Raw genomic sequence first — 23,786 nt, 5'->3', positions numbered from 1 at the left:
GCAGCAGGAAAGGACCGGCGATGACCAACCGCACCAACGAGATGATCGTCTCGACAGCACAGGCCGATGGCAACCTCGTCGTCGAACTGGTCGAAGCGCCGGTTCCGCAGCCGATAGCGAACGAAGTGCTGGTCGAGATGGAGGCCGCGCCGATCAACCCGTCGGACCTTGGTCTGCTCATCGGGGCCGCTGACCTCGACAATGCCGAATTCTCGGAACGTCGTATCGTCGCCCCCATGTCACCGGCGATGACCGCCTCGGTCCAGAAGCGCCATGACGAGGCCATGCCCGTCGGCAACGAAGGTGCTGGCCGCGTGGTCGAAGCGGGCAGCGATCCGGCGGCGCAGGCACTGATGGGCAAGCGTGTAGCCTGTCTGCCCGGCGGTGCCTACGCGCGCTATCGCATTGCCGATGCGGCCACCTGTATGCCGCTTCCCGACGATGTCACCGCCGAACAGGGCGCGGCGGCTTTCGTCAATCCTCTGACCGCGCTGGGCTTTGTCGAGACGATGAAGCGGGATGGCGGCAAGGCGCTGGTCCATACTGCCGCTGCCTCCAACCTTGGCCAGATGCTGCTGCGCATCTGCCTCGAAGACAGGATCGACATCGTGAACGTCGTGCGTTCCGACGCGCAGGTCCGGATCCTGAAGGATATCGGGGCAAGCCATGCGCTGAACATGACCGAAGACGGTTACGAGGACGCTCTGACCGAGGCTATCGCCGCGACCGATGCCTTCACCGCCTTCGATCCGATCGGCGGTGGCAAGCAGCTTGGTCGCATCATGAGCGCCATGGAAAAGGTCGCTTCGCGCGGCGAAGCGTTTTCTCGTTACGGATCGAACCGGATGAAGCGCGGCTACATCTACGGCCTGCTCGACACCGGCCCCATCGTCATCGACCGGTTCTTCGGTTTCAGCTGGAGCGTGAGCGGCTGGCTGCTGTTCAATTTCCTGCAGTCGGTGTCGGCCGACGTGAAGCAGCGGATGTATAGCCGCGTGATGAGCGGCCTGACGACGACTTTCGCCAGCCACTATTCGGACAGGGTATCGCTGGAAGGCATGCTGACGCGCGATGCGGTCATGGCCTACAACGCGCGCCGGACGGGCGAGAAGTTCCTGGTGCTGCCGCAGGCGTGAACCTGCGGCAAGCGCCGCCCGGATCACTGGGATCAGTCGTCCAGTGCAAAGCCGACCTTGATCACGACTTGGTGCTGAACCTTGCCGTCGTCTTCGATATAACCGCGCTGGCTAACCACTTCATACCACTTCACGCCGCGTATCGTGGCCTGCGCGCGCTTCAGGGCAGCCTTGATCGCCGCGTCGCTGCCTTCGTGCGAAGTGCCGACGATCTCGCTCAGCTTGAACACATGTTCCATTAGCGCATCCTCCTGTTACCGGCTTGGAACAGGAGAATAGCGCAATTCGGCCCCGCGGTCAGGCCCCGAAACCGTCAGGCCCCGAAACAATCAGGCCTTGGATACGACGCTTTCAGGCAAGTCCTTGCCAAAGACGCGCTGATAGTATTCGGCCACCAGCATACGCTCGGTCTCGTCGCACTTGTTGAGAAACGAGAGACGGAAGGCAAAGCCCAGATCGCCCAGGATCTGCGTGTTCTGCGCCCAGCTGATCACGGTACGCGGGCTCATCACGGTGGAAATGTCGCCGTTGATGAAGCCTTGGCGCGACAGGTCTGCGGTGCGGACCATCTTCGTGATCGTGTCCTCGTCCATGTCGGGGACCTTGGCCTTCACGATCTGCACCTCGGTCGCCTCGGGCAGGTAGTTCAGGCCGACCACGATGTTCCAGCGGTCCATCTGGCCCTGGTTGATCGCCTGCGTGCCGTGATAAAGGCCGCTGGTGTCGCCAAGGCCAACCGTGTTGGCCGTCGCGAACAGGCGGAAATAGGGATTGGGACGGATGACGCGATTCTGGTCCAGCAGGGTCAGCTTGCCCGCCGTTTCCAGAACGCGCTGAATCACGAACATCACGTCCGGGCGACCCGCATCGTATTCGTCGAAGACCAGCGCGGTCGGCGTCTGCAGTGCCCAAGGCAGCAGGCCTTCGCGGAACTCGGTAACCTGAAGCCCGTCGCGCAGGACGATCGCGTCACGTCCGACAAGGTCGATACGGCTGATGTGCGCGTCGAGGTTGATACGCACGCAAGGCCAGTTGAGGCGCGCCGCGACCTGTTCGATGTGCGTCGACTTGCCCGTGCCGTGATAGCCCTGGACCATCACGCGGCGATTGTGGGCAAAGCCTGCAAGGATCGCCAGCGTCGTGTCCGGGTCGAACACGTAGGATTCGTCGCGGTCGGGTACGCGGTCGTCGGCCTTGGAGAAGGCCGGAACCTTCATGTCGATATCGATGCCGAACGTCTCTCGGACGTCGACTTCGATGTCGGGAGCGGCAAGGACGGTCTGGTGGCTGTTGGTCATGTCATTCATCGCAAGGGGGCGGTAAACGCACCCGCGCCGCACTGCAACAGGCTAGAATATCAGGTCGCAGGCAGATCGACCTTGGCAGGAAGGCGGAACAACCCTGCGAACCTGTCCGCCAGCACCCTGTCGCCCTTAACGACAAGCCCGGTTTCGGCCTCTACCTCGGCCAGCGGACGCTTGCCGTAGAAATAGGGCAGGATGGCATTCGGCGATGCCGCCTCGAACACGAGATCTGTCTTGCGGATATCGTGCGCGCGTTCGATCTCCAGCTCTCCGCCCGCCAGTTTCGCGGCAAAAGCATCGGTCGCGAAACGGAAGGCGACGGTCATGTCCATACCCTCGGCCCGAGCGGGATCGATCATCGTTCGCAAGGAAAGCATCGCCGAAACCGGCGTGAGCGGCAGGGTGGGGTCGTGTTTGCGTGAACGGACCGACCAGCGGCCAAGCGCCTGCATCACGAATTCCGCCTCGTACCCCCACTCGGTCAGTTCGTAGACCTGCACCGATGCCGGCGGCGGCAGCATCCGGCGCACCAGCACGCCTGCGACTTCCAGCTTTTCCAACCGCTCGGTCAGGATTTTCGCACTGATTCCCGGCAGATTCGCGCGGATCTGCGAGAACCGCAGCGGGCCCAGCATCAGTTCGCGCATGACGAGCAGCGACCAGCGCTCCCCGATGATCTCCATCGCGAAGGCTGCACCGCAGGCATCTTCATACCAGCGCCCGTGTTTTACTCGATCCGTCACGCCCCAATACCGTTTGGTAACTTTTAGAATGTCCGTAGTTGCTTTTTGTAACTTATACGCTCACGAATCGCAAGCGTTGGGGAAAGGCGATTCGCTGGCTGGGGGAGCCGGCGCAGCGCCGAGAGCGACCAGTAACGTGGCCGCCATTAGCCGGAGACTGCGATGACGAAGATGTTTTTCGTGAACCTGCCGGTGGCCGACCTTGAAAGGTCGATGGCCTTCTATTCCGCGCTCGGCTTTACGAACGAGCCGAAGTTCACCGACGAAACCGCTGCCTGCATGGTCTGGTCCGAAGCGATCTACGTCATGCTGCTCACGCACGACAAATGGGCCACTTTCACCGACCGCCCGATCACCAGCGACGGATCGTCGAACCTGCGCCTGTGCATCAGCCTCGATTCCCGCGAAGACGTGGAGACCATGAACGACGCGGCAGGCGCAAACGGCGGAACCGCCGATGTCGATCCGGCCACCGACTACGGCTTCATGATGAGCCGCGCCTTCGCCGACCCCGACGGTCACGCCTGGGAACCGATGTGGATGGCCCCGAAGGCCGCCCAAGAGGGACAGCCCGCACAAATCGCCGAATAGATCGCCACAGGGAGAGCAAAACCATGCCGCAAGTGCCCGAAAGCAGCCTCGTCATCACCGCCTATGGCTGGGTGCCAAAATTCGCCCGCGGCTTCGTTCGCGATTTGCGCCCGCGCTGGTTCTGCGAGGAAGCGGGAGTCGACTATTCGGTCCGTCTGATCAGCGCAATGAAACGGCCCGATTGGTATTTCGGCGAACAGCCTTTCGGACAAGTGCCCTACGTTCATGACGGCGATGTCGGCCTGTTCGAAAGCGGCGCGATCCTGCTTCACCTTGCCGAAAAGTACGGCTGCCTGCTGCCAAATGAAGGACAGGCCCGCGCCGATGCGCTGGCGTGGCTGTTTGCCGCCTTCAATTCGGTCGAACCGATCGTCTTTCAGCTGTCGGCTGTAAACGGGTTCTCTGCGGGCGAGGAATGGGCAAAGCTGCGCAAGCCATCGCTGGAAGAGAGCGCGAACCAGCGGTTCGACCGGCTCGCTTCCGGGATGGAAGGACGCGAATGGCTGGCGGGCGAGTTTTCGATCGCCGATATCGCGATGGCGACCACGCTGCGCGAGGCGGACAATAACGGGATGGTTTCGCCCCGCCCCGTACTTGCCGACTATCTTGAACGCGCGCTGGCCCGCCACGCGTGGAAGGCCGCGCTCGACGCGCAGTTGAACGATTTCGACGACAGCTTTGCCCCGCAGAAGGAAGGAGCCTGAGCCATGTACGTACAAGGATTCCTCGTCCCCGTTCCTGCCGCAAAGGAAGGCGACTATCTCACCATGGCCAGGACGTTCGACGCGCTGTTCATGGAATACGGCGCAATCGAAGTGGTCGAGGCGTGGGAGGATGACGTGCCTGACGGCAAGGTCACCGATTTCCGCCGCGCCGTCGCCGCCGAGGCGGACGAGAAGGTCGTGTTCTCGTGGGTCATCTGGCCCGACAAGGACACTGCCAAGGCCGCCGAGGAAAAGATGATGGCGAACGAGGCCATGCCCGACATGTCCGAAATGCCCTTTGACGGAAAGCGCCTCGTCTACGGCGGCTTCAGGAGCATTCTCGAACTGGGCCGCTAACCCGAATATTCAGCAAAGGAGAGGATTGATGACCAACATGGCCGGAGAGCCCGTGTGGTACGAACTGATGACACAGGACCTTTCGGCGACGCGCCCGTTCTACATGAATGTTGTCCGCTGGAAGATCGGGCGATCGCCCGAGGAACTTGAAGGCGTCGGCGACTACGAATTCATCATGCGCGAAGACGGCGGCCTTACCGGCGGCGCGATCCAGTTGACGGACGAGATGACGGCGGGCGGCGCAAGGCCGATGTGGACCGTCTATTTCGCCGCTGACGATGTCGATGCCGCAGTCGCCCGCGTGAAGGAACTGGGCGGCAGCGTCCTGATGGAAGCGCACGATCTAGGCGACATCGGCCGCCTTGCCTTCGTCGCCGATCCGCACGGCATACCCTTCTACCTTATGCGCGGCAATTCGCCGGAAAAGAGCCAGGTCTACGATACCGCCTCGACCTCTTTCGGCCAGTGCGGCTGGAACGAACTGACCACACCCGATCTCGATGCCTCGCTTGCGTTCTACGGCGAACTGCTCGGCTTTGCGGTGAATGAACGGATGACGATGCCGGGCGATGCGGGCGACTACTGTTTCCTGGACCTCGGCGACTTGCGGCTTGGCGCGGCAATGACCGCATCGGACGCGTGGCCCGCCGGCTGGAAGCCCTATTTCCGCGTGGCCGACGTCGACGGCGCGAAGTCCGCGGTCGACGCGAACGGCGGCAAGGTCCTGATGGGCCCGCACGAGGTTCCCGGCGACGAGATGATCCTTGTCGCGCACGATCCCGAAGGTTCGACCTTCGGCCTCGTCGCTCCGAAGAAAGCCTGATCCTCACACTTCAGAAGACAGATCGCCCGACCAGTGCCATCGTCGGCAATGGCGACACAGATTCGGCCCAAGGCCCGCTTAGGCGAAAACGCATTTGCGAGGTCAAAAACAACAATGGAAAAGATCGACATCGCGGCGATCGAGGAGGCACGACAGGCATGATTTCGCTCTATGGGCACCCGTTCTCGTCCTACACATGGAAGGCCGAGATTGCCCTCCATTCGTGTGGGATCGAATATCGTCTCCGGCAGGTCGACCCCGGCCACCCCGACAACACCGCTTTCGTGGCCGAACACGGCGGCCCCTTCGCCAAGTTCCCGGTTCTGGAAGAGGAAGACGGCACGATCGTCTTCGAGGCCAGCTCCATCATCGAGCATCTCGTCGCTACCCGCCCCGATGCCGCGCACCTGATCCCCGCCGATCGTGCGCTGGAAATTCGCAATCTCGACCGCGTGTTCGACAACTACGTCATGAACGTGATGAACGTCGCGGTGCTGGAACAGCTTCGCGCACCCGACGCGCCCGACACCGCGCGGCAGGACGAAGTGCGCGCGCAGCTTCGCCGCGTTTATGCATGGCTGGAACCGAAGGCCGACGCGCTGGGCCGCGATCCGCTGACGATGGCCGACTGCGCCGCCGCGCCCGCACTGTTCTACGCCGACTGGGTAGAGGAAATCGGCCCTGCCTGTCCTGATTTGAAGGCACTTCGCGAGCGGCTGAACGCCATGCCCGAAGTCCGCGCCTGCATTGATGCGGCCTATCCATTCAGGCAGCTCTTTCCGCTCGGCGCGCCCGATCGGGACTGACAATAAAGGAAATCCCGATGCACGAGCTGAAAGTCACGCGACTGGTCGCAGCGCCCGTCGAAAAATGCTGGGACATCCTCGCCAACCGGCAGGAAGAATGGTGGTGCCCTGCCCCGTGGCGGATCGAGATGCTGGCGCAGGAACGCCGCCCGGGCGGGCGCAGCGCGATGGTCATGCGTGGTCCGGAAGGGGAGGAAATGCCGCAGGACAGCGTCTTCCTCGACTGGGACGAGGGTCGCGGCTTTACCGTGACCGATGCGATCACGCTTGGCCCCGATGGCTACGCTCCGGCACAGCCGTTCATGATCGGACGGTGGCAGATCGAACCCGAAGGCGACGGTACGCGCTACACCGCCTACGCCCGCCATTGGACCGAAGAGGCGATGACCCAGCACAAGGAAATGGGTTTTGATGAAGGGTGGGGCGCGGTCGCGGACCAGTTCGCGGCGCTCTGCGAAAGTTGAAGAGGGCCGGAATGACGCATTTGGGACGATGTGCTTGCGGGGATGTGCGCTTCCGGCTGGAGCAGGCGCCCTTCGCGGTGCACTGCTGCCACTGCCGGTCCTGCCAGCGCGAGACAGGCTCCGCCTTTGCCCTCAACGGGCTGATCGAGGCGGAGAGCATTACCGTCATCGCCGGAGAGCCGGAGCGGGTCGAGACACCGTCCGAAAGCGGCAAGGGACAGTCCATCTTCCGCTGCCCTTCGTGCCGTGTCGCGATGTGGAGTCACTATGGCGGCATGGGCGACAAGGCCGGCTTCGTGCGGATCGGGACCTTGGACGATCCCGACGCCTTTCAGCCCGACCTGCACATCTTCACGCGCAGCAAGCAACCGTGGGTCGTGCTGTCAGACGATATGCCCGCGTTCGAAGTCTATTACAGCCAGAAGCAGTACGACGACCTGTTCGGCAAGGCTCGCGCTGCCCGCTACCGGACCCTTCGCGGCCTTTAGCAAATCAGGCGAAGCGCCGCGCCTTGCGCAAGTGTTGATAGGCGTCGACGACGCGCCGCAGCCGCTCCTCGTTCGACCGGTCCCCGCCGTTGCGGTCGGGGTGATAGCGGCGCACCAGTTCGGAATAACGCCGCCGCAGCGCACGCCGATCGGATTCGTAGCCCAGCCCCAATTCGTCGAGCGCACGGCGATCGCCAGGTTCAAGCCCGCGCTGACGCGCCTCTGCCTCCTGCTGCCACTGGCGTTCCCGCTCGCCACGGATATTCTTGGCCCGCGCGGAGATCGCGTCGAGCGGATCATCGAAATCGGCCCAGCGCGGCCCGTCGTTGCCCATGCCCGAATAGATCTTCGCAGTGTGCCGCCAGCCGAAAACAGGTGACTGCGCGTCGAGGATTTCCTCCGCGCTCATGCCTTCGAAGAAGTCGTATCCCGCGTTGAAGGCGCGCACGTGATCAAGGCAGAACCAGCGCCAGTCGCCCGGTCCGTCGAAGCTGGACCCGCGCGATCCGGGCGCGCGAAATTCCCCCGCCTCTCCGCAGCCGGGTGCCTCGCACTGCCGCCCCTCGTGTTCGAACCTTCCGTGAAACCTGTCTTGACGCATTCGCTGTCAGATGATGGCTTTGACCTTCAAATGAAACCCCTTTGCCCTATATCCGGCGCATGACCAGCACACCCGGACCCGTCGAAACCGAGATTCGCCAGCGGCTTGAGGCCGAATTTTCACCCAGCGAACTCGTCGTCAGCAACGACAGCGCCATGCACAGCGGCCATTCGGGCGACGACGGATCGGGCGAATCGCACTTTTCCGTGACAATCGTGGCAGACGCCTTTGAGGGCGTGTCACGGCTCCAGCGTCAGCGCATGGTGAATGCGGCACTGGGCGACCTTCCCGGCCAGCGTGTCCACGCGCTCGCCATCAAGGCCCGCGCTCCCGGAGAAGCGTAAATCCGGGGGCCTGGACCCGGCCTATCACCGCCAGCTTCAGGCCGGAAAACATCAGCGCCGTGACGAGGCTGGCGACTGTCGCCCCGATCACGCCGCCCAGCAACGCACCGGCGGCGATGGCGAGCATCAGGCAACCCGCGAACCCGATGTTGAGCGCCGCATAGGCGCCGACCGCGCCTGCGCTGTTCAGAACGCTCGACAGGTAGTCACCGAAATAGCCCGCCATCACGGCGGCGAAGACGAGGACGGCAAGGCCCGTCTGCCAGGGAAAGTTGCTCTGTGGTACAAAGCGATGGCCCAGCCAGATCAACAGCAGCAGCACCGCCGAGCCCGCGACGCCCGTCGCGGGGATCGCAATGCCAAGCTGCTTCACCGCCTTCAGCCAGCCGCCACGATCCTTGCGGTAAAGGTCGATGAGGAGCGGCAGCGAGGGCGTGACGATGGCCGACTGCATCAGCGTCCGGATCATGTTCGCGAATGTCCAGAAGAACACGTAGATGCCCAGCGCCTCCTCCCCCACCGTGGCGGAGAGGATGAACCGGTCGCCATATATAATGAGAACGAGCGCGACATCGCTAGGCCAGATCCGCATCGCGCCGGGCACGGTGCTGCGAACCCAACCGGTCGGCGGGTCGGACTTCCAGCGATGCCACAGCCCGCGGCGGCGCAGCACCCAGCACAGCATCGCGAGATTGGCGGCGTGGCCGATGATCCAGCAGGCGAAGACGAAATCGAGCGTGCGCAGGCCTGCGTCGGCCAGCCCGCCTATCACAGCAATCGGCACCCATGCGGCAGTCCGCAGCAAGACGCCCCAGTTGGCGACGACATTCATCCTCAGCCCCGTCAGCGCGAGGTAGGCATCCATCGCCAGCGTCTCGGCCAGAAGGATCGCGACGATCAGGAATGGCGTAATGCCCGAACTGCCCACGACGAAGACGACGAACAGCCCCACCACCGCCGCGCCAAGCGTAACCCGCAGCGTCCACGCCATCCGGTCGCGTACGATGGCGATGCGGCTTGCCGGATCGTCGCTCACCACATCGCGGCACATGTGAAAGTTGAACCCCATGCCCAGAACCGCCGGAATCAGCGCGGTGAGGCCCTGTACGAGGCCGAGTTGCCCAACTTCCACCAGCCCCAGCATTGCGGTCACGTAAACCGTCAGGGCAAAGCGCATGGCCAAAGTCACGATCCTGATGGCGGCGATGGTGCCGCCGGTCAGCCACATGACAGGCCTTCTTGATCGCAGCGAATCGACTGATTAGGCATGGCTTTTCGGCCAAGGGTGTCCGGGGCGCTGAAAACGATGGCGAGGACGCTTTGATCTACCTGAATGCGCGTTTCACCGGCCAGCCGATGACCGGCGTACAGCGCGCGGCCCACGAACTCGGCCGCCGCCTGGTCGCGATGCGCAGCGACGTCGAAGCGCTCGCCCCTGGACCGCCGCGCGCGGACTACGACATTCCGGTCACCGTTGCCGCCGAGCTGAGCGGACACTTGTGGGAACAGATCACCTTGCCGCGGCGCGTCGGGCGATCCGCCCTGCTGGTAGGCCTTGGCGGCACCGGGCCTGTCACGCTTTCGCGCCAGATCGTGATGATCCACGACGTGAACTACCTGCTCGGTCCCGAAGGATACTCGCCGCAATTTCGCATAGCCTATCGCACGATCCAGACCCTGCTGGCCCGCCGCGCGACGCTCTGTACCGTGTCGCACTGGTCGGCGCGGGAGATCGGGCGCGCGTTCGGGATCGAACCCGATGCGATCACCGTCATCGCGAACGCTGCCGATCACGTGCTGTCCATCGAAACGGACGCGGCGGCGCGGCAGACGCTCGGTATCGCCGAACGTCCCTTCGTTCTGTGTGTCGGCAGCGCAAACCCCAACAAGAACTTCGCCACCGCGCTGGCCGCTTATGCCGCGCTGGACAACCCGCATTTCGATCTTGTCATCGTGGGTGGAGGCGATCCGCGCATCTTCGCCGGCTCTCCTCTCACCAGCCATCCGCGCGTCCACCGCTTGCCGCGCATATCGGACAGTGCTCTGCGCACCCTGGTCGAGGAGGCAGAGGCGTTCCTCATGCCCTCGCTGCTCGAAGGATTCGGTATCCCCGCGATCGAGGCCATGACACTCGGCACACCGGTCATTGCCGCCAATGCCGCAGCGCTGCCCGAAGTCTGCGGTGGTGCCGCGCTGATGGTCGGTCCACTCGACGCGCGGGCCATGGGCGAAGCGATGGTGCAGGTCTGCGGCAACGCCGCCCTGCGTCGCGATCTCGTCGCGAAGGGCCGAGAACGGGCGGCCGATTTCTCGTGGGACACATCTGCCCGCAAGCTCTCTGCCCTGATCGACAAGACGATCAGGCATCAAGGATAGCCTCGCAGAACCTCCGGTCGAACACCTCCGGCGCGAAGTTGCGCGCATGGCCAACCGCCGCCGCCGGATCGAAATGCGGCAGCCATGCCTCGAACCGCGCCAGCCCCGCCTCCAGCGAATTGGCGCTCTGCTCTGCAAAGACCATCCCGCTGACCTCGGGCGCAACGGTGTCGAGCACCCCGCCCTTGCCCAGCGCCACCACCGGACGGCCAGAGGCCATCGCTTCCACCGGCACGATCCCGAAATCCTCCTCCGCCGTGAAGACCAGCGCCTTCGCCTCGGCATAGGCGCGGCAGAGCTCGGAGAAGTCCATGCGGCGGACCAGCGTGATGTTCGGCCCTGCCCGCCGCGCCATCTCTTCGAACAGGTCGCCATCACCCACCATCAGGAGCGGGCGACCGGTGCGGTTGAACGCCTCCACCGCAATGTCGGGTCGCTTGTAGCGCGTCATCTGCGACACCCAGAGATAGCGGTCGCTCACCTCGCTCACCGGCGCGAAATCGTCGACCGCGACGGGCGGGTGGACAAGCTGCGAAGAGCGCCGCCAGTACTTCTCGATCCGTTTTTGCACGAAGCGCGAATTGGCCATGAAGCGATCGACACGCGCCGCGCTCGTCACGTCCCAGCGGCGCAGCGCCGGAAACGTCGCGGACATGGCCAGCCGCGCCAACCGCCCTGCCGAAGCGCGATAATCGGGATAGTGATCCCACAAGTACCGCATCGGCGAATGGGTGTAGCAGGCGTGCAGGGCATCTGGCGCGGGGATCACCCCCTTGGTCGGCCCGGTCTCGTTCGAGATGACGAGATCGTATCCGCGCAAGTCCAGTTCCTCAAGCGCAGAGGGCATTAGCGGCAGGTACTTCTGGTAATGCCTCGCCGCGCCCGGCAGCCGGTTGATGAAAGTGGTCCGCACGCGGTGCATCCGGATCTTCGCGCTGATCTTGTCGGGCACATAGACGTGGGTGTAGATGTCGGCATCCGGAAACAGATCCAGCATCCGTTCCAGCACGCGCTCGCCCCCGCGCATCTGCACCAGCCAGTGATAGATGATCGCGACGCGGCCAAAGCGGCGCGCGACCGCATTTCGCAGCCCGCCCAGTTCCGTGCCCGTCACGCGCGCCCCTTTTGCGTCCGGAAAGCGCCCACAAACCCTTGCGTATCCAGGATTTTCGTCTGTCCAGCAGGGGTCAGGCAGCTTTCCATTTTCCTACAAGGCCACTCGTGCATATTGGAAAGGCTCCAACAGAACGGAGCATGAACATGGATCGATTCGAATCCTTCCAGGACAGCGCTTTTTCCCCCTCGCGCTCTCCCTTCACCATCGTCCCCAACGACAATGCCGAATTGCCCAGCATTCCCAAGGGGATTTACGTCGGAATCGGCGGAGACGTGACGCTGCGCGGCATCGACGGGACCGAGGACGTGACCTACCGCAACCTGCCCCACGCGAGCTACATCGCCGTGCGCGCCAGCCACGTGCGCGCCACCGGCACCACCGCGGCCAATCTGATCGCGGAGGCCTGAGCAATGCACCATAGTGGATCGATCGGCGGGGTCAGTCGCTCCGCCCTTGCCGCGCTGGGCGTGCCGATGGGCCTTGCCAGCGTGCCGGTTTCCGCGCCGCAGGGTTGGCGGGACCATTGGCAGGTCGCCGCGTGGCAGCCGCAGGTCTCGCTGACCCATCACGGCGCGGGCGTCACCGCGACGCTCGACCGGGCACCTGCCGAGATCTTCGACTTGTTCTCGACCGCGCGTTCGGTGCCTGCGAACACCTATCACGTCTCGCCCAACGGCAACGATGCCAATGCCGGAACCGACGCAGCGCCCTTCCGCTCGATCTGGAAAGCCGTGTCCGCCGCGAACGCCAGCGGGCAACCCGCCAAGATAGTCGTGAAGGCAGGCGACTACGGCAAGCCATACAACCCTTCGCAGTTTCTCAACTTGCGACCCACGGTCGACATCGCGTTCGTCGCGACCGGAGGCAGGGTCGTTGTAGGCACGTGGGACGATTTCGGATCGCCCGCAAAGGACGGGACCTATACCAACTGCTATAGCTACAGCCTCGGCAACGTCGATCGCGTGATCGACAGAGCGCGGCTGGATGCGGACGGATTTCACCCCGACCTGCTGCACGTGTCCGATGCCGCGACCTGCAACCGCATTGGGGGTAGCTGGACACTGGAAGCAGGCAAGATCTACATCCACCGCGCCGACGGCAAGGCGGTGACGGACGCCAATACCCGCGTCCTGCGCGCCGCGGGCGGGACATGGCGTTTCGATGCGCCGGTCAGCATCTATGTCGGGGCCGAGGATTCGATTTCGGGCTTCGACACCATGGGCGGCAGCGGCGGCGCGGGGTTGCATTACCAGCCGGGTACCAAACCTGCCGCGATGAAGGCGGTCGTCGTCGAACGCTCGACTTTCGCATACTGCGGCGGCACCACGTACCAAAGCAATGGAACGCTGATCGCGAACCTCCACGGTCTTGCGCTGTTCAGCGACTGTGATGCCAGCAACAACGTGAAAGACGGCTTTTCCGCCGGCAACGATGGCAACTTCGGCGCGCAGTGCCACATGGTCACGGTCAACTCGCGCGCTATCCTGTGCGGACGCGGCTCGGCACAGAGCTGCAACAGCCTGACCGCCCATGACGATGCGGTAATTGCCGACTTCGCGGGCGAATTCGGGCGCACGAACGGTGGCAGCGTGCGAACGATCGGGAACTCGCGTTGCTGGCTTTCGGGCACGAACATCGCCGACGACCGGGGCGACCGCGTATCGGGCGGAATGACGCCGCCTGCCGCGATCATGGCGGGCGACAATGCCCAGATCTGGGCCGATCGCGCGGTCGTATCGATGCCGCCGGCCACGGCTGCGGTCTTTGCCGACACGCAGGCCGCCGTTCGCTTGCGCGCGATGCCACCGATGCGGAGCAATCCGCAAGGCAACGGCACTGTCGAGGAGTGGTGATAGATCGGGGCCGGATCATTCGTGATCTGGGCCCCGATTACATGGCGATGCTAACCCATTGTGCATGGGGATCTATTCGGGGGAATTGTCCGCCCTTGGCGGCACTTGGCAAGGCACGCGGATGCGTCTGCGCGGCGCTCCGCTTTTCGGACTTGTCGCGGGCGTCGGTTACCTGACACGGGACGCCTTTGCCGCCATCTGGCGGTGGCTTTTCGACCTTGCGGACATACCTTTCGCGTGGTTCGCATTCGATCTTCTCGGCTTCGCGGCACTGGGCGCGTTCGGCTGGACTTTCGCGGTGAAACGCACGTCGCCGTTCGCGCTCTACACGCTCGCGCTTCTGCCTATATCGGTGGTCGTTGCCGCGCTCACCGTCGATAGCGATCCCGCCTTCCTTGGCGCTGCGGTCAAGATGATCGTGCCGCTCTATGCCGGTTGGTGCCTTGCCGGCGTGGACCTTCCGGCCATGCTGCGCGTGCGGCGCGTTCTCTTCGTCATTTGCCTTGCGTCCATCTTCGGCATCGCGCTCGACGCGCTGATGGATTTTCCGTGGAGTGGGCTTTCCGTCGATCAATTCGGCGTCAGCAAGACGGTCGACAAGGTCTGGTCGATCGACAGCGTTACCCGCGTCGGCGGATTTGCGGGAGAGTCGACGGCGGCGGCTGCCGTCGCGCTCTTTGCGTGGCTGATGATTCACCGAAAAGTGGCCCCCGCCCTGTCGGTCATTCTGGGCATTTGCGTTGCAGCCGCGTGCTATGTGGCGACCAGCAGGACTGCACTCGGCGTCGCCGTTCTGGCAACGGGCTGGATCGCGGCAGAAGCCTGGCTGCTGGCAGGACTGCGATCGAAAAGCGCGCACCGTTTTCTGGCGACCTGCTCGTTCGCGCTGGTGTTCCTGCCTCTCGTGCTGGTCGCATCGGCCTCTGCACTGTCGTTCGCGGAAATGTCGACATCCCTCACCAGCTTCGAACAACGCATCGAGGCCAGCTGGCAATATCCCTTCGCACTTCTGGCTCAGCGTTCGCCGGTCTCGCTGGCGACCGGGTGCGGGCTCGGCTGTCTGAACTTTCCGGCGCGCTATTCGGAGTGGGCCAGCCTGCTGCAGCCGGTAGACAACTTCTACATCCTCAGCTTCGCGATGTTCGGCCTGTTTTTCGTCCCGGTGCTTGCCGTACTGGTCCTGACCGCCGCAAAAGGGGACGATCGCACAAAGCTTCTGCTGATCGCGACGATCAATCTCTACACCTTCTTCCTCGAAGGGTTCTCTCCCAGCTTCACGCTGTTCACAATCGGCTATGCGACAAGCGGGATGCACTTGCTGCAACTTGGAAGAAGCGTGTCGGGAAAGCGGGCGCAGGGACGTTTCGAAGACTTCCAAACGGCCGCCTGAGCCTTGCGGCAACTATTCTCAATTGAAGGCAGCTACAGCCCCCGGCGACTTCAAGCTCGCGCCAGCGCAACTAGCCCGCCCAACCGATCGGGCTGGTCGCGATCCAGTCCGATCCTGAAGCGCACTGTGCACCGATCGTGATCGCAGCCTCTGGCAGCAGCGCCTCCATCCGGTCCGCTGCACCTTCGGCCCTGCCCTCGGCCAGCGCCAGTTGCAGCGACCATGCCTGCAAATAAGGTTCGCGCCAGCCCCGCTGTCTTGACGCGCCGATCGTGTCCGCACTCGGTTCGGCGAGGATAGCGAGCGTCAGGTTACCCCGTCTGAGCGAAGCGGCAGCGATCAGCGAGGTTGCAAGCCTTCGGGCATCGCGCCCGTCCCTGAGAGCCGACTGCGTCTCTCCTCGCAGTCCATTCGCGCCAAGCCATCCGGCATCCGCAATCGGCAGGCCAATCCGCCCCTTCCACTCAGGTAAGCGCGGCGAGATTCGTCAGCCCCGCGAACGCGAACAGGCGAGCGCCAATCCGCCACCCGTGCTTAGCCGCCATAGCGGTAGTAGGTCTGCCCGGCCCCGTATTGTCGGCCCAGACCCAGACGACGCGCCTGCGCGAAGTCGAACTTCGCCATGACGCCGCCCACGATCTGCGCCTTGCTTGCGGACAGTCGGGACAACGCATTGCGCGCAGCGTCGATGTCGGTGCGGCCGGCCTCCACCACAAAGAGCGTCGCCACGTCCTTGCCGCTGGCCAGCACCGGCACATCGGCAAGGCCGAGCACCGGCGGACCGTCGAGAACAACGACATCGAAGTCCTGTCCGAACTTTCGCATCAGCTGGGCAAAAGCGGCAGATCCGAGCAGGTCGGTCGGTACGGCGGGTACCGCGCCGCTTGGCAGAACGCTGAGGTTTGTCACCGGTCCCGCGGTGATGGCAGAGGACAACGCGCCCGATGCCAGTACACCGGAAAGGCCGGGTTCTGCCGCAAGGCCCAGCATGTCGTGCAGGGCCGGACGCCGCAGGTCGCAGTCGACCAGGATCGTGCGCCGTCCGCCCTCGGCAAAGGCCCGCGCGATCCCGTATGCGGTCGACGACTTGCCCTCCCCCGGTTCGGCCGAAGTCACAAGCAGACGCTGTGACCCACCCGAAGGCAGCGCGAACTGCAGCGCAGTGCGAAGCGAGACCAACGCCTCGTGCAGCGGCTCTCCGGGCTGTTCGAGACCCTCGATCATCCCCCCGCGAGCAACTTTGGGTGTGATCCCCAGCAGGCGCAGGCCGAGCCGGTCCTCGATCTCTCCGGGCGTGCGGATCGCATGCCGTCCCTGTTCGCGAAGGAACACGACGACGCCCGCGATCAGGAAGCCGGTAACCGCCGCCAGCGCAAGATTGAGCAAAACTCGCGGCGACGAAGGCTTTACCGGCGGCAACGCGCGGTCGATCTGCTGCACGTTGTTTGACGTGATATTCGCTTCCGCGCTTGTCTGGCGGAAGCGGGCCAGAAGTCCGTCATAAAGCTGGCGGCTGGTATCGACCTCGCGCATCAGGGTGTTGAACTGGACCGCGTCGTCACGCTCGCGCTGGGTTGCGCCTTTCAGCATATTGACCCGGCCCTGCAGCTCCCGCTCCCGCGCTGCGGCCATGCGATAGGAATCGCGGATCGACGAACGGATATCTTCGGCCAGCTTCGCAATCTGCGCATCGTATTCGCGCACGCGCTGGCGCAAGGGAGCAACGGCCGGGTGCCCCGCCTGCTTGTCGGCAAGTTCGGCCTCGAGCGTCGCCTGGACTTGCGCGCGGCTGGCGACGAGGTCCTGCATTGCACGGTTCTCGATCGCCTCGGCAATGGCGCCCGCGTCCGCAGCGGCCACAAGTTGCCATTTGCTTTGCGCTGCGATCCTCTCGTTCCGCGCATCGGCCAGCGCGGTGTTGTAGCTGGTTAAATCGAAGTCGGTCAGCGAAGCCTCGTCCCCGCCGCCAACGTTACGCACCAGTCCGACAGACCGGGCATAGTCGTTCGCCTCCCGTTCGGCACTTTCCAGCCGGTCCCGCGCATCAGCCATCTGGCGGCCCAGGAAATCGCGCGCATAAATGGTTGCCTCCAGACGCCTGTCCACGTTGTAGCGCGCGTAGCTTTCGGCATAGGCATTTGCCATCTGCGCCGCGAAGTCGGCATCGGGGCTGGTGAACGCGATCCGCACGACGCGCGAACCGGCAGGCAGAGTAACTTCGACGTTGTCCTCTATCGTCTGTAAGACAAGGTCGCGCCTGCCCCGCGCGGTCACGGCCTGATCCTCGTCGGCCCCAGCGACATGCATCTTCGTGAAGAAGATCTGAGGATTGTCGAAAATGTCCAGTTCCTGCGCCACGCGCTCCGCCATGCGGCGGCTGGTCAGGACATCGACATGAGTCTGCAGGAAGCGGTCGGCATCGCGGTATGCTTCGCCTGAGCCATCTTCCTCGCCCATGATCTTGCGCGATTCCTGGTCGATCTGAAGGCTGGCTGTCGCGGTATATAGCGGCGTCAGCATCAGTGTGGCGGCAAGACCCGCCAGCACACATCCGGCGACGATCGCGGCGATGAGGATACGGTTGTGCCAGACCGCGCCCCATAGACGCTGAAGGTCGATCACGCGCGCGCCGTCAATACGGTCGCCGTGCTGCGCTTCGCTTTCTACCGCGTTCGATGCGAAATTTGCCATCGTGTTCATGGTCAGAACACCCGGAACGTGTTGAAGAACGGGGCGGTCAGCAGGAAATCGCGGAAGGCGCCTTTCACGGCCGAAGTATTCACGACGACCATGTCGCCGCCGCGCAAGGGCGGATCTTCCGCCGCGCCGGTGCGGATGTCGACGAGATTGAATACCGCGCCCATGCGCTGACCGTCCTGCATGCGAAATACCATTACCTGGTCCAGCTTTGCCGTGCGGCTGGGGCTTTTCGCTTGCGCGATCATTTCCAGCAGCGTCGCGCGGCCCTGCGGCAGTTCGAACCGGCCCGGCTCGTTCACTGCCCCTTCGACGGTGACGTACTGGCTGGCCGATCCCTTCACGAAAATCGTGACGCGGGCATCGTTGTAAAGACCCTCGTCCAGCCGCGCCTTGATCTGGCGGGTCAGTTCGCTGGTGGTCAGGCCCGCCGCCTCGACCGTGCCGATCAGCGGGTAATCGAAGCGCCCTTCCGCATCGACGGGAAGCTCGGCAAAGCTGAGTGAAGGTTCGCCATAGACCGCGATCGAAAGCCGGTCGAACGGCCCGATGCGATAGACCGCATCCGCAGGCCGCGCCGTCGCCTGAAGCGAACGGTAGGCTTCCGCCCCGCGGGCCAGGCTTTCATCAGGATAGGACTGGCAGCCCGAAAGCCCCGCACAGCCCACGGCAAAAAGAACGACAGCACGAAACCGCGCCGGAACGACCTTATTCCTCATTTGCGACCCCCCTCTCCGCAGAGAGCATCAGCACGAGCGCCGTGGCCGAGACCACCGCGAGCGAAAGCGATCGAAACGGATAATCGACAAGCGCATGGAGACCGACAATCGCCAGCACGGCAAAAACGAACAGATCTCCACGAGCCAGACGGGATTTAATCAATATTGTCATATGTTTGACGATGCGAGTGGCGATCCAGCCGGTGGCAACAACGGCAAAGACGCCCGCTTCGACCAGGAATTCCAGCCAATCGGAATGGGCACGGTTCGCGTGGGTGGCGTCGACTGCCGTAAGGCTTTCCACCAGCGGAAAGGGTTGTTCGAAGGTGCCAAGGCCCGTTCCCCACGGGAAAGCCATCACGGCAAGGCGCATCGCATCTGGCCAGCCGGAACCGCCAGCCTGGAGAACAGCCGCAAGTTGACTTCCGGGGGGCAAGGTCTGCCGAAACGCGAGGGGTAAAGGCAGCAGCTGAAGTACTGCCAACGCAGGCAGTAAAATCGCGATTGCCCAGTGGACGGGCCCGATCCGGAGATCGCGACCTGGAGAGAAGATCACCCCCAGCGCCGCGAAGGTGATTGCCACCACAATGACGACGATCTCGGCCGCAGGAGCGGGCGAAACGCCGCCTCCGAACAGAACCGCAAGGGCAACAAGGCAAAACATCGGCGCGCTTGGGGCGTGAAGCGAGGACACGCGAGCAGAGCGAAGCGTCAACACCTTTGCGACGGGGCCGCTCGCCACTCGCTCCATCGATGCCTGCCCTGCACGTAACACCGCAAACTCCTTTTCGACTGCGCGAACCCCGTCGTTCCCGGGCGGGCAATCCGCCGGGCCTTGTCCGTGTCTGTTTTGGAAGCTCCCGCCCATGGGCTGGGGCGAAGGATCACCCGTTGCTGTCGGGTCTGCCCTTGTCGATCGCGTCAACGGCCTTGCCGATGCCGTTCTGCGCGCGATCGGGCAGCATCGGCGCGAGATCGATCACGCGTGGCTACTTACACTCCGGCCTCGCCGGTACATTGCCGGCGTCGGGCTTGCCGGACGAAAGCGCCGGCACGGCCATTCCTGCGCCCACGAGCCCAGAGAGGATTACGATCTTACGCATTGCCAGATAACTCCCACTTCCGCCCACAAGGCGGCCCTTGCCAAATGGACTGTCAGACTTCGCACATCGCAGGAAGTGACTATTCGAACCGATGCGGAGTTATACGTAGAAGTCCGGTCCGCATCGGAGCAGAAACTGAGCAGATCCGGCACTTTGGGGGGTGACCTTACCCACCGCTTCGCGCATTCATCGAGGCATGAGGGTCGCCATCGTCAACACGCTGTACCCACCGACAAACGTGGGCGGGGCAGAGCGCAGCGTCGCTGTCCTGGCCGAGGCCCTGGCCGCGACAGGCGACGAAGTTCACGTCATCGCGCTGGACGATATCAAAGCGGCTTCGATCGAGGTCGTGACCGGCGTGACGGTGCACCGACTGCCCCACGGGAACCTGTACTGGCCTTTCGCCGACGATCGGCCGGGCCTTGCCGGGCGCATCGGCTGGCAGGCGAAGGACCGCGGTATGGCGGCGGTAACAGCAGATGTCCGCAAATTGCTGCAGGATCTGCGGCCCGACGTCCTGCACACCAACAATCTCACCGGCTTCGGATCGGGCGTGATCCCGATCGCCCGCGATTTGTGCATTCCAGTCATCCACACGCTGCGTGATTTCAGCCTGCTCTGCGCGCGGGCCAGCCTGTTTCGATCGGGTAAGGATTGTAAAGCGCGATGCCTGTCCTGCCGCGTCCTCACCGGACCGCGCATGAAGGCTGCCAGAGATGTGCAGATCGTGGTCGGCAACAGCGAATACATGGTGACGCGCCACCGGGCGGAAGGCCTGTTCGGCAAAACGCCTGCTCGCACGATCTTCAGCGCGGTACCCGGCATTTCCGCAGCATCGGCCGACGCGGGTGAGGCTTCGTCGCCAACTTTACGCATCGGTTTCCTCGGCGCGGTGAAGCCGGAAAAAGGGATCGAGGAACTGCTCGAGGCCTGCCGTTCGCTGCCCGCGTCGGGCTGGACACTAACGATCGGCGGCAAGGGCGACGGCGGCTATGTGAACGCCCTGAAGGCGCGCCATGCAGGGCTTCCGATTATGTGGTCCGGCTTTGTCGCGGCGGACCGGTTCTATGAGGAAGTCGACCTTGTCGTCATTCCCTCGATCTGGCCCGAACCGATGCCCCGCGTGCTGATCGAGGCGATTGCGCACGGCCTGCCGGTGTTCGTCTCCGATGCAGGCGGCGCGCCCGAAGTGGCCGCGCTCCATGCCGGCGCGACTGTCTATCCTCGCCGCGATACGCAGCGGCTCGGCGAATTGTTGGCCGCAAGCATTCGTGAAAGACCAGCCCGTGTGGCACCGGATATGGCGATCGTCGAAAAGTTCGGCACGGGGCGGCTCGTTGCCGAATATCGCGAGGCGTATCGCGACGCGATTGCCGAGTTTTGCGATGCCTGAGGCATGTTTCTCGCGGCTGGTGGCGATGGACGTCGCAATCTGGGCTCGGCACGCAAGCAGAAAGCCGGGCTGGGGCTTTGCATTACGTTGCCTGTTGCTGCGCCCCGGCTTTCTTTTCGTCTTCGCCCATCGGGTTGCGCGGGCAATGCGGACTTGGCCGTTGGTCGGCGGACCGCTTTTCCGGCTGGGGCTGTTTCTCCTCGAAATGACGTGGTCGAGCGAAATCGGGGCCGAGGCGCGGATCGGCGGCGGGCTCTATATGCCGCATCCCTTCGGCATCGTGATCGGCAATGGCTGCGTTGTTCGCGAAAACGTCACCGTGCTTCAGAACGTCACACTGGGACGGCGCGATCCATCGCGAGGCGATGTTCCCACGGTCAGTAACGGGGCGATGATCGGCGCAGGGGCGGTCGTTCTGGGCTCCGTCGCCATAGGTGTAGACGCAAGGATCGCAGCTAATGCGCTGGTGCTGGACGACGTGCCCGACGGCGGACTTGCCATCGGCAACCCTGCCACTATCAGGGGTTAGCCACCGCTCATCTGCCCGAGCATCAGCGCGAACAACAGGCCAAGCGCAGTCGCGATACCGGCGAAAGTGGAATCTTCCTTGTAGGCCTTGGGAAACACCTCGGTCGCAAGGCTGGCGACAACCGCGCCTGCCGCAATGCATCGCACGAAGCCGAGCAAATCCTCGTTGAGTGAGGCGAAAACGACATTGCCCATGATCGCGGCGAGCGAGAGAATCAGCGCGGTTCCGGCCCAGACGGCGACGACCTTGCCCTTACCCATCTTCTGGTTCTCTCGCATCGAACGCGCCCCGCTTGCCGCCTCTGGCAGGTTCGACAGCAGGATCGATGCGCCGAGCGCTGCGACTTCCTTTGGCCCCGCCCCGATCAGCGCGACGCCCAGCGCGAGGTTTTCGGGGATACCGTCGGTGGTGACCGCGGCCAGCAATCCGCCGCCGCTGTTGCTGCCCCATTTCTCGTCGATCAGGTAGTCGATCACCGTGAATAGCACCGCCCCGACGGCAACGCCCAGAACCGCGGTCGTCGTGGTGCTTTTCTCGATCGTCGGCTCTATCAGTTCGGTGACGAGGCTGAGCAGCAACGCCCCGCCCGCCAATGCCACGATGAAGCCTTCGACCCGGCCGTTGAGCTTGCCATAAACGCCCCAGAGCGCGCCGACGATCAGCGCGCCCGATACTATGGCAACGACCGCGAGTGTCAGGCCCATGCGAAAACTCCTTGCTCCCCGCCCTAAACGGGCAATTCGCAAGGAGCGTTCCGCAAAGCCTGCGTCAGTCCGCGTAGGCGTGGACGAGGTCGGTCAGAACTTTGCGCCCGCGATAGAGCGCATCGACCGAAATATGCTCGTCCAGCCCGTGCGCGCCGTTGCCCTCCGGATCGAAATAGAGCCCACTGAAACCATAGGCCGGAATGCCCACTGCCGAGAAATAGAGACCGTCGGTCGCGCCGGTCGACATTGTCGGGATCAGCGGGACGCCGGGGTAGTATTTCGCGATCACGGCCCGCATCGGGTCCAGCACTCGGCGGTCTAGCGGTGGTGCCTTGGCGATGGGCTTGTCATCGCGCGCCATGGCGATGGAGACCGCCGGTTCGTCCATGATCGCGGTCAGCTCCTCCATGATCCCCGCCGGCGTGTGACCAGGAAAGATGCGGCAATTGACGTTGGCGGTGACCGACTGGGGCAACGCGTTAACTGCGTGCCCGCCGTCGATCATTGTCGCCACGCAGCTGGTGCGCAACATCGAACGGTACATTTTGTCCTCGTCGAGAACCTCGATGGCGTCGGCATTGGTCGGGTCGGCCACGACTGCCAGCATCGCTTTGCCGATCGAGTCGTCGCGCGTTGCGCCCACGCCCGAGAAATAGGCGCGCGTCGTGTCATTCAGCTCCGCCGGAAAGGTGTGTGCGCCGATCTTCTGCAGCGCGGCGGCCATCTGGTAGATCGCGTTGTCGCGCTTGGGCTGAGAACTGTGGCCACCCGGATTGGTCACCGTCAGGCGATAGTCCTGGTAGAGTTTCTCTCCCACCTGCACGTTCTGCACGACGACATTGCCCACGCCGTCCGCATCCACCGTCCCGTCGGTGCGCCCCGATCCGCCCTCGTTGATGACGAAGGCCGCGTCGACAAGGTCGCGATGCTCTCTCGCCAGCCAGTTCGCGCCGTTGAAGGCGGTGTCAGTCTCTTCCCCGCACGTCAGCGCCATCTTGATCGTGCGCGATGGGGCATAGCCATCCTTCGTAAAGTTGACGAACATGTCGGCCCAGATCGCAGCCATCGACTTGTCGTCCGAAGACCCGCGCGCCCAGAAAAAGCCGTCTTCCTCATGCAGCGTAAACGGATCGCGCACCCAGTCCTCGCGCTTGGCCTCCACCACGTCGATGTGCGCAAGCAGCAGGACTGGTTCGAGTGAAGCGTCGGAACCCGGGATGACAGCAAAGAGATTGCCTTCCTTCGGATGGTCCGGATGGACCATGACCTGCACGTTTTCACTCGCCATCCCCGCGCCTGTCAGCCGGTCCGCGATCTGCTGCGACGCAATCGTGCAGCTACCTGAAGACAGCGTCGTATTCGTCTCCACCAGCTCCTTATAAAGTTCGCGAAAGGCCAGTTCGTCGGCACTGCGTTCCGCCGCCTGTGCCGACGCTGCAGCGAAGGAGAAGGCAAGTGCCAGTGCGGGAAGGCTTTTTCGGATCAAGATCGATGCTCCAACAGACGTTGCATGGCGCTGTTTGAAGCATGATCAGACTGTG

The 23,786-nt window shown here is 63.6% G+C and carries 27 protein-coding genes; 15 read left to right on the top strand and 12 right to left on the bottom strand.

Going from position 1 to position 23,786, the window contains the following annotated elements; translation table 11 throughout:
• Nucleotides 1–20 precede the first annotated feature (20 nt).
• Nucleotides 21–1,136: a zinc-binding dehydrogenase gene (locus A9D15_RS11865; protein ID WP_066765282.1), complete on the top strand. Its 1,116-nt coding sequence runs from the start codon at nt 21–23 to the stop codon at nt 1,134–1,136.
• Between the two features lie 32 nt (nt 1,137–1,168).
• Here the strand turns inward: A9D15_RS11865 and A9D15_RS11860 are convergent, their stop codons facing one another.
• From A9D15_RS11860 to A9D15_RS11850, 3 genes are all read right to left on the bottom strand, one after another.
• Entirely contained in the window at nt 1,169–1,375 is a 207-nt protein-coding gene (locus tag A9D15_RS11860; RefSeq protein WP_066765281.1) for a dodecin, read from the bottom strand.
• Between the two features lie 90 nt (nt 1,376–1,465).
• Nucleotides 1,466–2,443: a cobaltochelatase subunit CobS gene (gene cobS, locus A9D15_RS11855; protein WP_066765280.1), complete on the bottom strand. Its 978-nt coding sequence runs from the start codon at nt 2,441–2,443 to the stop codon at nt 1,466–1,468.
• 50 nt (nt 2,444–2,493) lie between these two features.
• Nucleotides 2,494–3,183: a winged helix-turn-helix transcriptional regulator gene (locus A9D15_RS11850; protein WP_066765278.1), complete on the bottom strand. Its 690-nt coding sequence runs from the start codon at nt 3,181–3,183 to the stop codon at nt 2,494–2,496.
• Between the two features lie 162 nt (nt 3,184–3,345).
• Between A9D15_RS11850 and A9D15_RS11845 the strand changes: the two genes are divergently transcribed.
• The 7 genes from A9D15_RS11845 (at nt 3,346) to A9D15_RS11815 (ending at nt 7,416) form a co-directional block, all read left to right on the top strand.
• The gene (locus tag A9D15_RS11845; RefSeq protein WP_066765276.1) at nt 3,346–3,774 is read left to right on the top strand and encodes a VOC family protein; all 429 of its coding nucleotides are present in this window, start codon (nt 3,346–3,348) and stop codon (nt 3,772–3,774) included.
• 23 nt (nt 3,775–3,797) lie between these two features.
• Nucleotides 3,798–4,478 carry a glutathione S-transferase family protein gene (locus A9D15_RS11840; RefSeq protein ID WP_066765275.1) on the top strand — a complete coding sequence of 227 codons (681 nt, stop codon included), beginning with the start codon at nt 3,798–3,800 and terminating at the stop codon, nt 4,476–4,478.
• A gap of 3 nt (nt 4,479–4,481) precedes the next feature.
• The gene (locus A9D15_RS11835) at nt 4,482–4,835 is read left to right on the top strand and encodes a DUF1428 domain-containing protein (protein WP_066765273.1); all 354 of its coding nucleotides are present in this window, start codon (nt 4,482–4,484) and stop codon (nt 4,833–4,835) included.
• A 28-nt stretch (nt 4,836–4,863) separates the two neighbouring features.
• Nucleotides 4,864–5,658 (top strand): VOC family protein, encoded by a 795-nt coding sequence (locus A9D15_RS11830; RefSeq protein WP_066765271.1) that lies wholly within the window; start codon nt 4,864–4,866, stop codon nt 5,656–5,658.
• A gap of 158 nt (nt 5,659–5,816) precedes the next feature.
• A complete protein-coding gene (locus A9D15_RS11825; protein ID WP_066765269.1) occupies nt 5,817–6,464 on the top strand; it encodes a glutathione S-transferase family protein in 648 nt (215 codons plus the stop codon).
• A gap of 17 nt (nt 6,465–6,481) precedes the next feature.
• Nucleotides 6,482–6,928, top strand: coding sequence for an SRPBCC domain-containing protein (locus tag A9D15_RS11820; protein ID WP_066765267.1), 447 nt, complete (start codon nt 6,482–6,484; stop codon nt 6,926–6,928).
• Nucleotides 6,929–6,939: 11 nt separating this feature from the next.
• Nucleotides 6,940–7,416 (top strand): GFA family protein, encoded by a 477-nt coding sequence (locus A9D15_RS11815; protein ID WP_066765264.1) that lies wholly within the window; start codon nt 6,940–6,942, stop codon nt 7,414–7,416.
• Nucleotides 7,417–7,420: 4 nt separating this feature from the next.
• Here A9D15_RS11815 and A9D15_RS11810 read toward each other — a convergent pair whose 3' ends face one another.
• On the bottom strand, nt 7,421–8,017 hold the full coding sequence (locus A9D15_RS11810; protein WP_066765262.1) for a J domain-containing protein: 597 nt from the start codon (nt 8,015–8,017) through the stop codon (nt 7,421–7,423).
• A gap of 59 nt (nt 8,018–8,076) precedes the next feature.
• Between A9D15_RS11810 and A9D15_RS11805 the strand changes: the two genes are divergently transcribed.
• On the top strand, nt 8,077–8,361 hold the full coding sequence (locus A9D15_RS11805; RefSeq protein ID WP_066765260.1) for a BolA family protein: 285 nt from the start codon (nt 8,077–8,079) through the stop codon (nt 8,359–8,361).
• Here A9D15_RS11805 and A9D15_RS11800 read toward each other — a convergent pair.
• A complete protein-coding gene (locus tag A9D15_RS11800; protein WP_066765259.1) occupies nt 8,333–9,589 on the bottom strand; it encodes a polysaccharide biosynthesis protein in 1,257 nt (418 codons plus the stop codon). The two genes, A9D15_RS11805 and A9D15_RS11800, sit on opposite strands and share 29 nt — an antisense overlap.
• Before the next feature lie 11 nt (nt 9,590–9,600).
• Here A9D15_RS11800 and A9D15_RS11795 point away from each other — a divergent pair, with 11 nt between their 5' ends.
• Nucleotides 9,601–10,737: a glycosyltransferase family 4 protein gene (locus A9D15_RS11795; protein ID WP_082924446.1), complete on the top strand. Its 1,137-nt coding sequence runs from the start codon at nt 9,601–9,603 to the stop codon at nt 10,735–10,737.
• Here the strand turns inward: A9D15_RS11795 and A9D15_RS11790 are convergent.
• A complete protein-coding gene (locus A9D15_RS11790; RefSeq protein ID WP_066765257.1) occupies nt 10,721–11,851 on the bottom strand; it encodes a glycosyltransferase in 1,131 nt (376 codons plus the stop codon). The genes A9D15_RS11795 and A9D15_RS11790 overlap by 17 nt on opposite strands.
• Before the next feature lie 146 nt (nt 11,852–11,997).
• Between A9D15_RS11790 and A9D15_RS11785 the strand changes: the two genes are divergently transcribed.
• The 3 genes from A9D15_RS11785 to A9D15_RS11775 all read left to right on the top strand — a co-directional run bounded on the left by A9D15_RS11785 (nt 11,998) and on the right by A9D15_RS11775 (nt 15,097).
• Nucleotides 11,998–12,261 carry a spike base protein, RCAP_Rcc01079 family gene (locus A9D15_RS11785; protein ID WP_066766065.1) on the top strand — a complete coding sequence of 88 codons (264 nt, stop codon included), beginning with the start codon at nt 11,998–12,000 and terminating at the stop codon, nt 12,259–12,261.
• A 3-nt stretch (nt 12,262–12,264) separates the two neighbouring features.
• The gene (locus A9D15_RS11780) at nt 12,265–13,707 is read left to right on the top strand and encodes a DUF1565 domain-containing protein (protein WP_156521766.1); all 1,443 of its coding nucleotides are present in this window, start codon (nt 12,265–12,267) and stop codon (nt 13,705–13,707) included.
• A gap of 64 nt (nt 13,708–13,771) precedes the next feature.
• A complete protein-coding gene (locus A9D15_RS11775) occupies nt 13,772–15,097 on the top strand; it encodes a hypothetical protein (protein ID WP_066765250.1) in 1,326 nt (441 codons plus the stop codon).
• Nucleotides 15,098–15,167: 70 nt separating this feature from the next.
• On the opposite strand, the gene A9D15_RS16605 is transcribed toward A9D15_RS11775, so the two are convergent.
• From A9D15_RS16605 to A9D15_RS11760, 4 genes are all read right to left on the bottom strand, one after another.
• Nucleotides 15,168–15,329, bottom strand: a complete 162-nt coding sequence (locus A9D15_RS16605; protein ID WP_156521765.1) for a hypothetical protein — start codon at nt 15,327–15,329, stop codon at nt 15,168–15,170.
• A 302-nt stretch (nt 15,330–15,631) separates the two neighbouring features.
• The gene (locus A9D15_RS11770; RefSeq protein ID WP_066765248.1) at nt 15,632–17,797 is read right to left on the bottom strand and encodes a GumC family protein; all 2,166 of its coding nucleotides are present in this window, start codon (nt 17,795–17,797) and stop codon (nt 15,632–15,634) included.
• A gap of 2 nt (nt 17,798–17,799) precedes the next feature.
• The gene (locus A9D15_RS11765; protein ID WP_082924445.1) at nt 17,800–18,513 is read right to left on the bottom strand and encodes a polysaccharide biosynthesis/export family protein; all 714 of its coding nucleotides are present in this window, start codon (nt 18,511–18,513) and stop codon (nt 17,800–17,802) included.
• Nucleotides 18,503–19,177 carry a hypothetical protein gene (locus tag A9D15_RS11760; protein WP_066765244.1) on the bottom strand — a complete coding sequence of 225 codons (675 nt, stop codon included), beginning with the start codon at nt 19,175–19,177 and terminating at the stop codon, nt 18,503–18,505. Before A9D15_RS11760 ends, A9D15_RS11765 begins: the two co-directional genes overlap by 11 nt.
• Nucleotides 19,178–19,812: 635 nt before the next feature.
• Here A9D15_RS11760 and A9D15_RS11755 point away from each other — a divergent pair.
• Entirely contained in the window at nt 19,813–21,009 is a 1,197-nt protein-coding gene (locus tag A9D15_RS11755; protein WP_066765241.1) for a glycosyltransferase family 4 protein, read from the top strand.
• Nucleotides 21,010–21,154: 145 nt separating this feature from the next.
• The gene (locus tag A9D15_RS16780) at nt 21,155–21,538 is read left to right on the top strand and encodes a serine O-acetyltransferase (protein WP_172807524.1); all 384 of its coding nucleotides are present in this window, start codon (nt 21,155–21,157) and stop codon (nt 21,536–21,538) included.
• On the opposite strand, the gene A9D15_RS11745 is transcribed toward A9D15_RS16780, so the two are convergent.
• Nucleotides 21,535–22,242, bottom strand: a complete 708-nt coding sequence (locus A9D15_RS11745; protein WP_066765235.1) for a ZIP family metal transporter — start codon at nt 22,240–22,242, stop codon at nt 21,535–21,537. The genes A9D15_RS16780 and A9D15_RS11745 overlap by 4 nt on opposite strands.
• Nucleotides 22,243–22,306: 64 nt before the next feature.
• Nucleotides 22,307–23,731, bottom strand: coding sequence for a M20/M25/M40 family metallo-hydrolase (locus A9D15_RS11740; RefSeq protein ID WP_066765234.1), 1,425 nt, complete (start codon nt 23,729–23,731; stop codon nt 22,307–22,309).
• Between the last annotated feature and the right edge of the window lie 55 nt (nt 23,732–23,786).

Origin of the sequence: Croceicoccus pelagius, from assembly GCF_001661915.1 — a bacterium.
GTDB lineage: Bacteria > Pseudomonadota > Alphaproteobacteria > Sphingomonadales > Sphingomonadaceae > Croceicoccus > Croceicoccus pelagius.
Note: the sequence above shows the minus strand (reverse complement) of the source record. Positions and strands in the feature narration are given on the sequence as shown.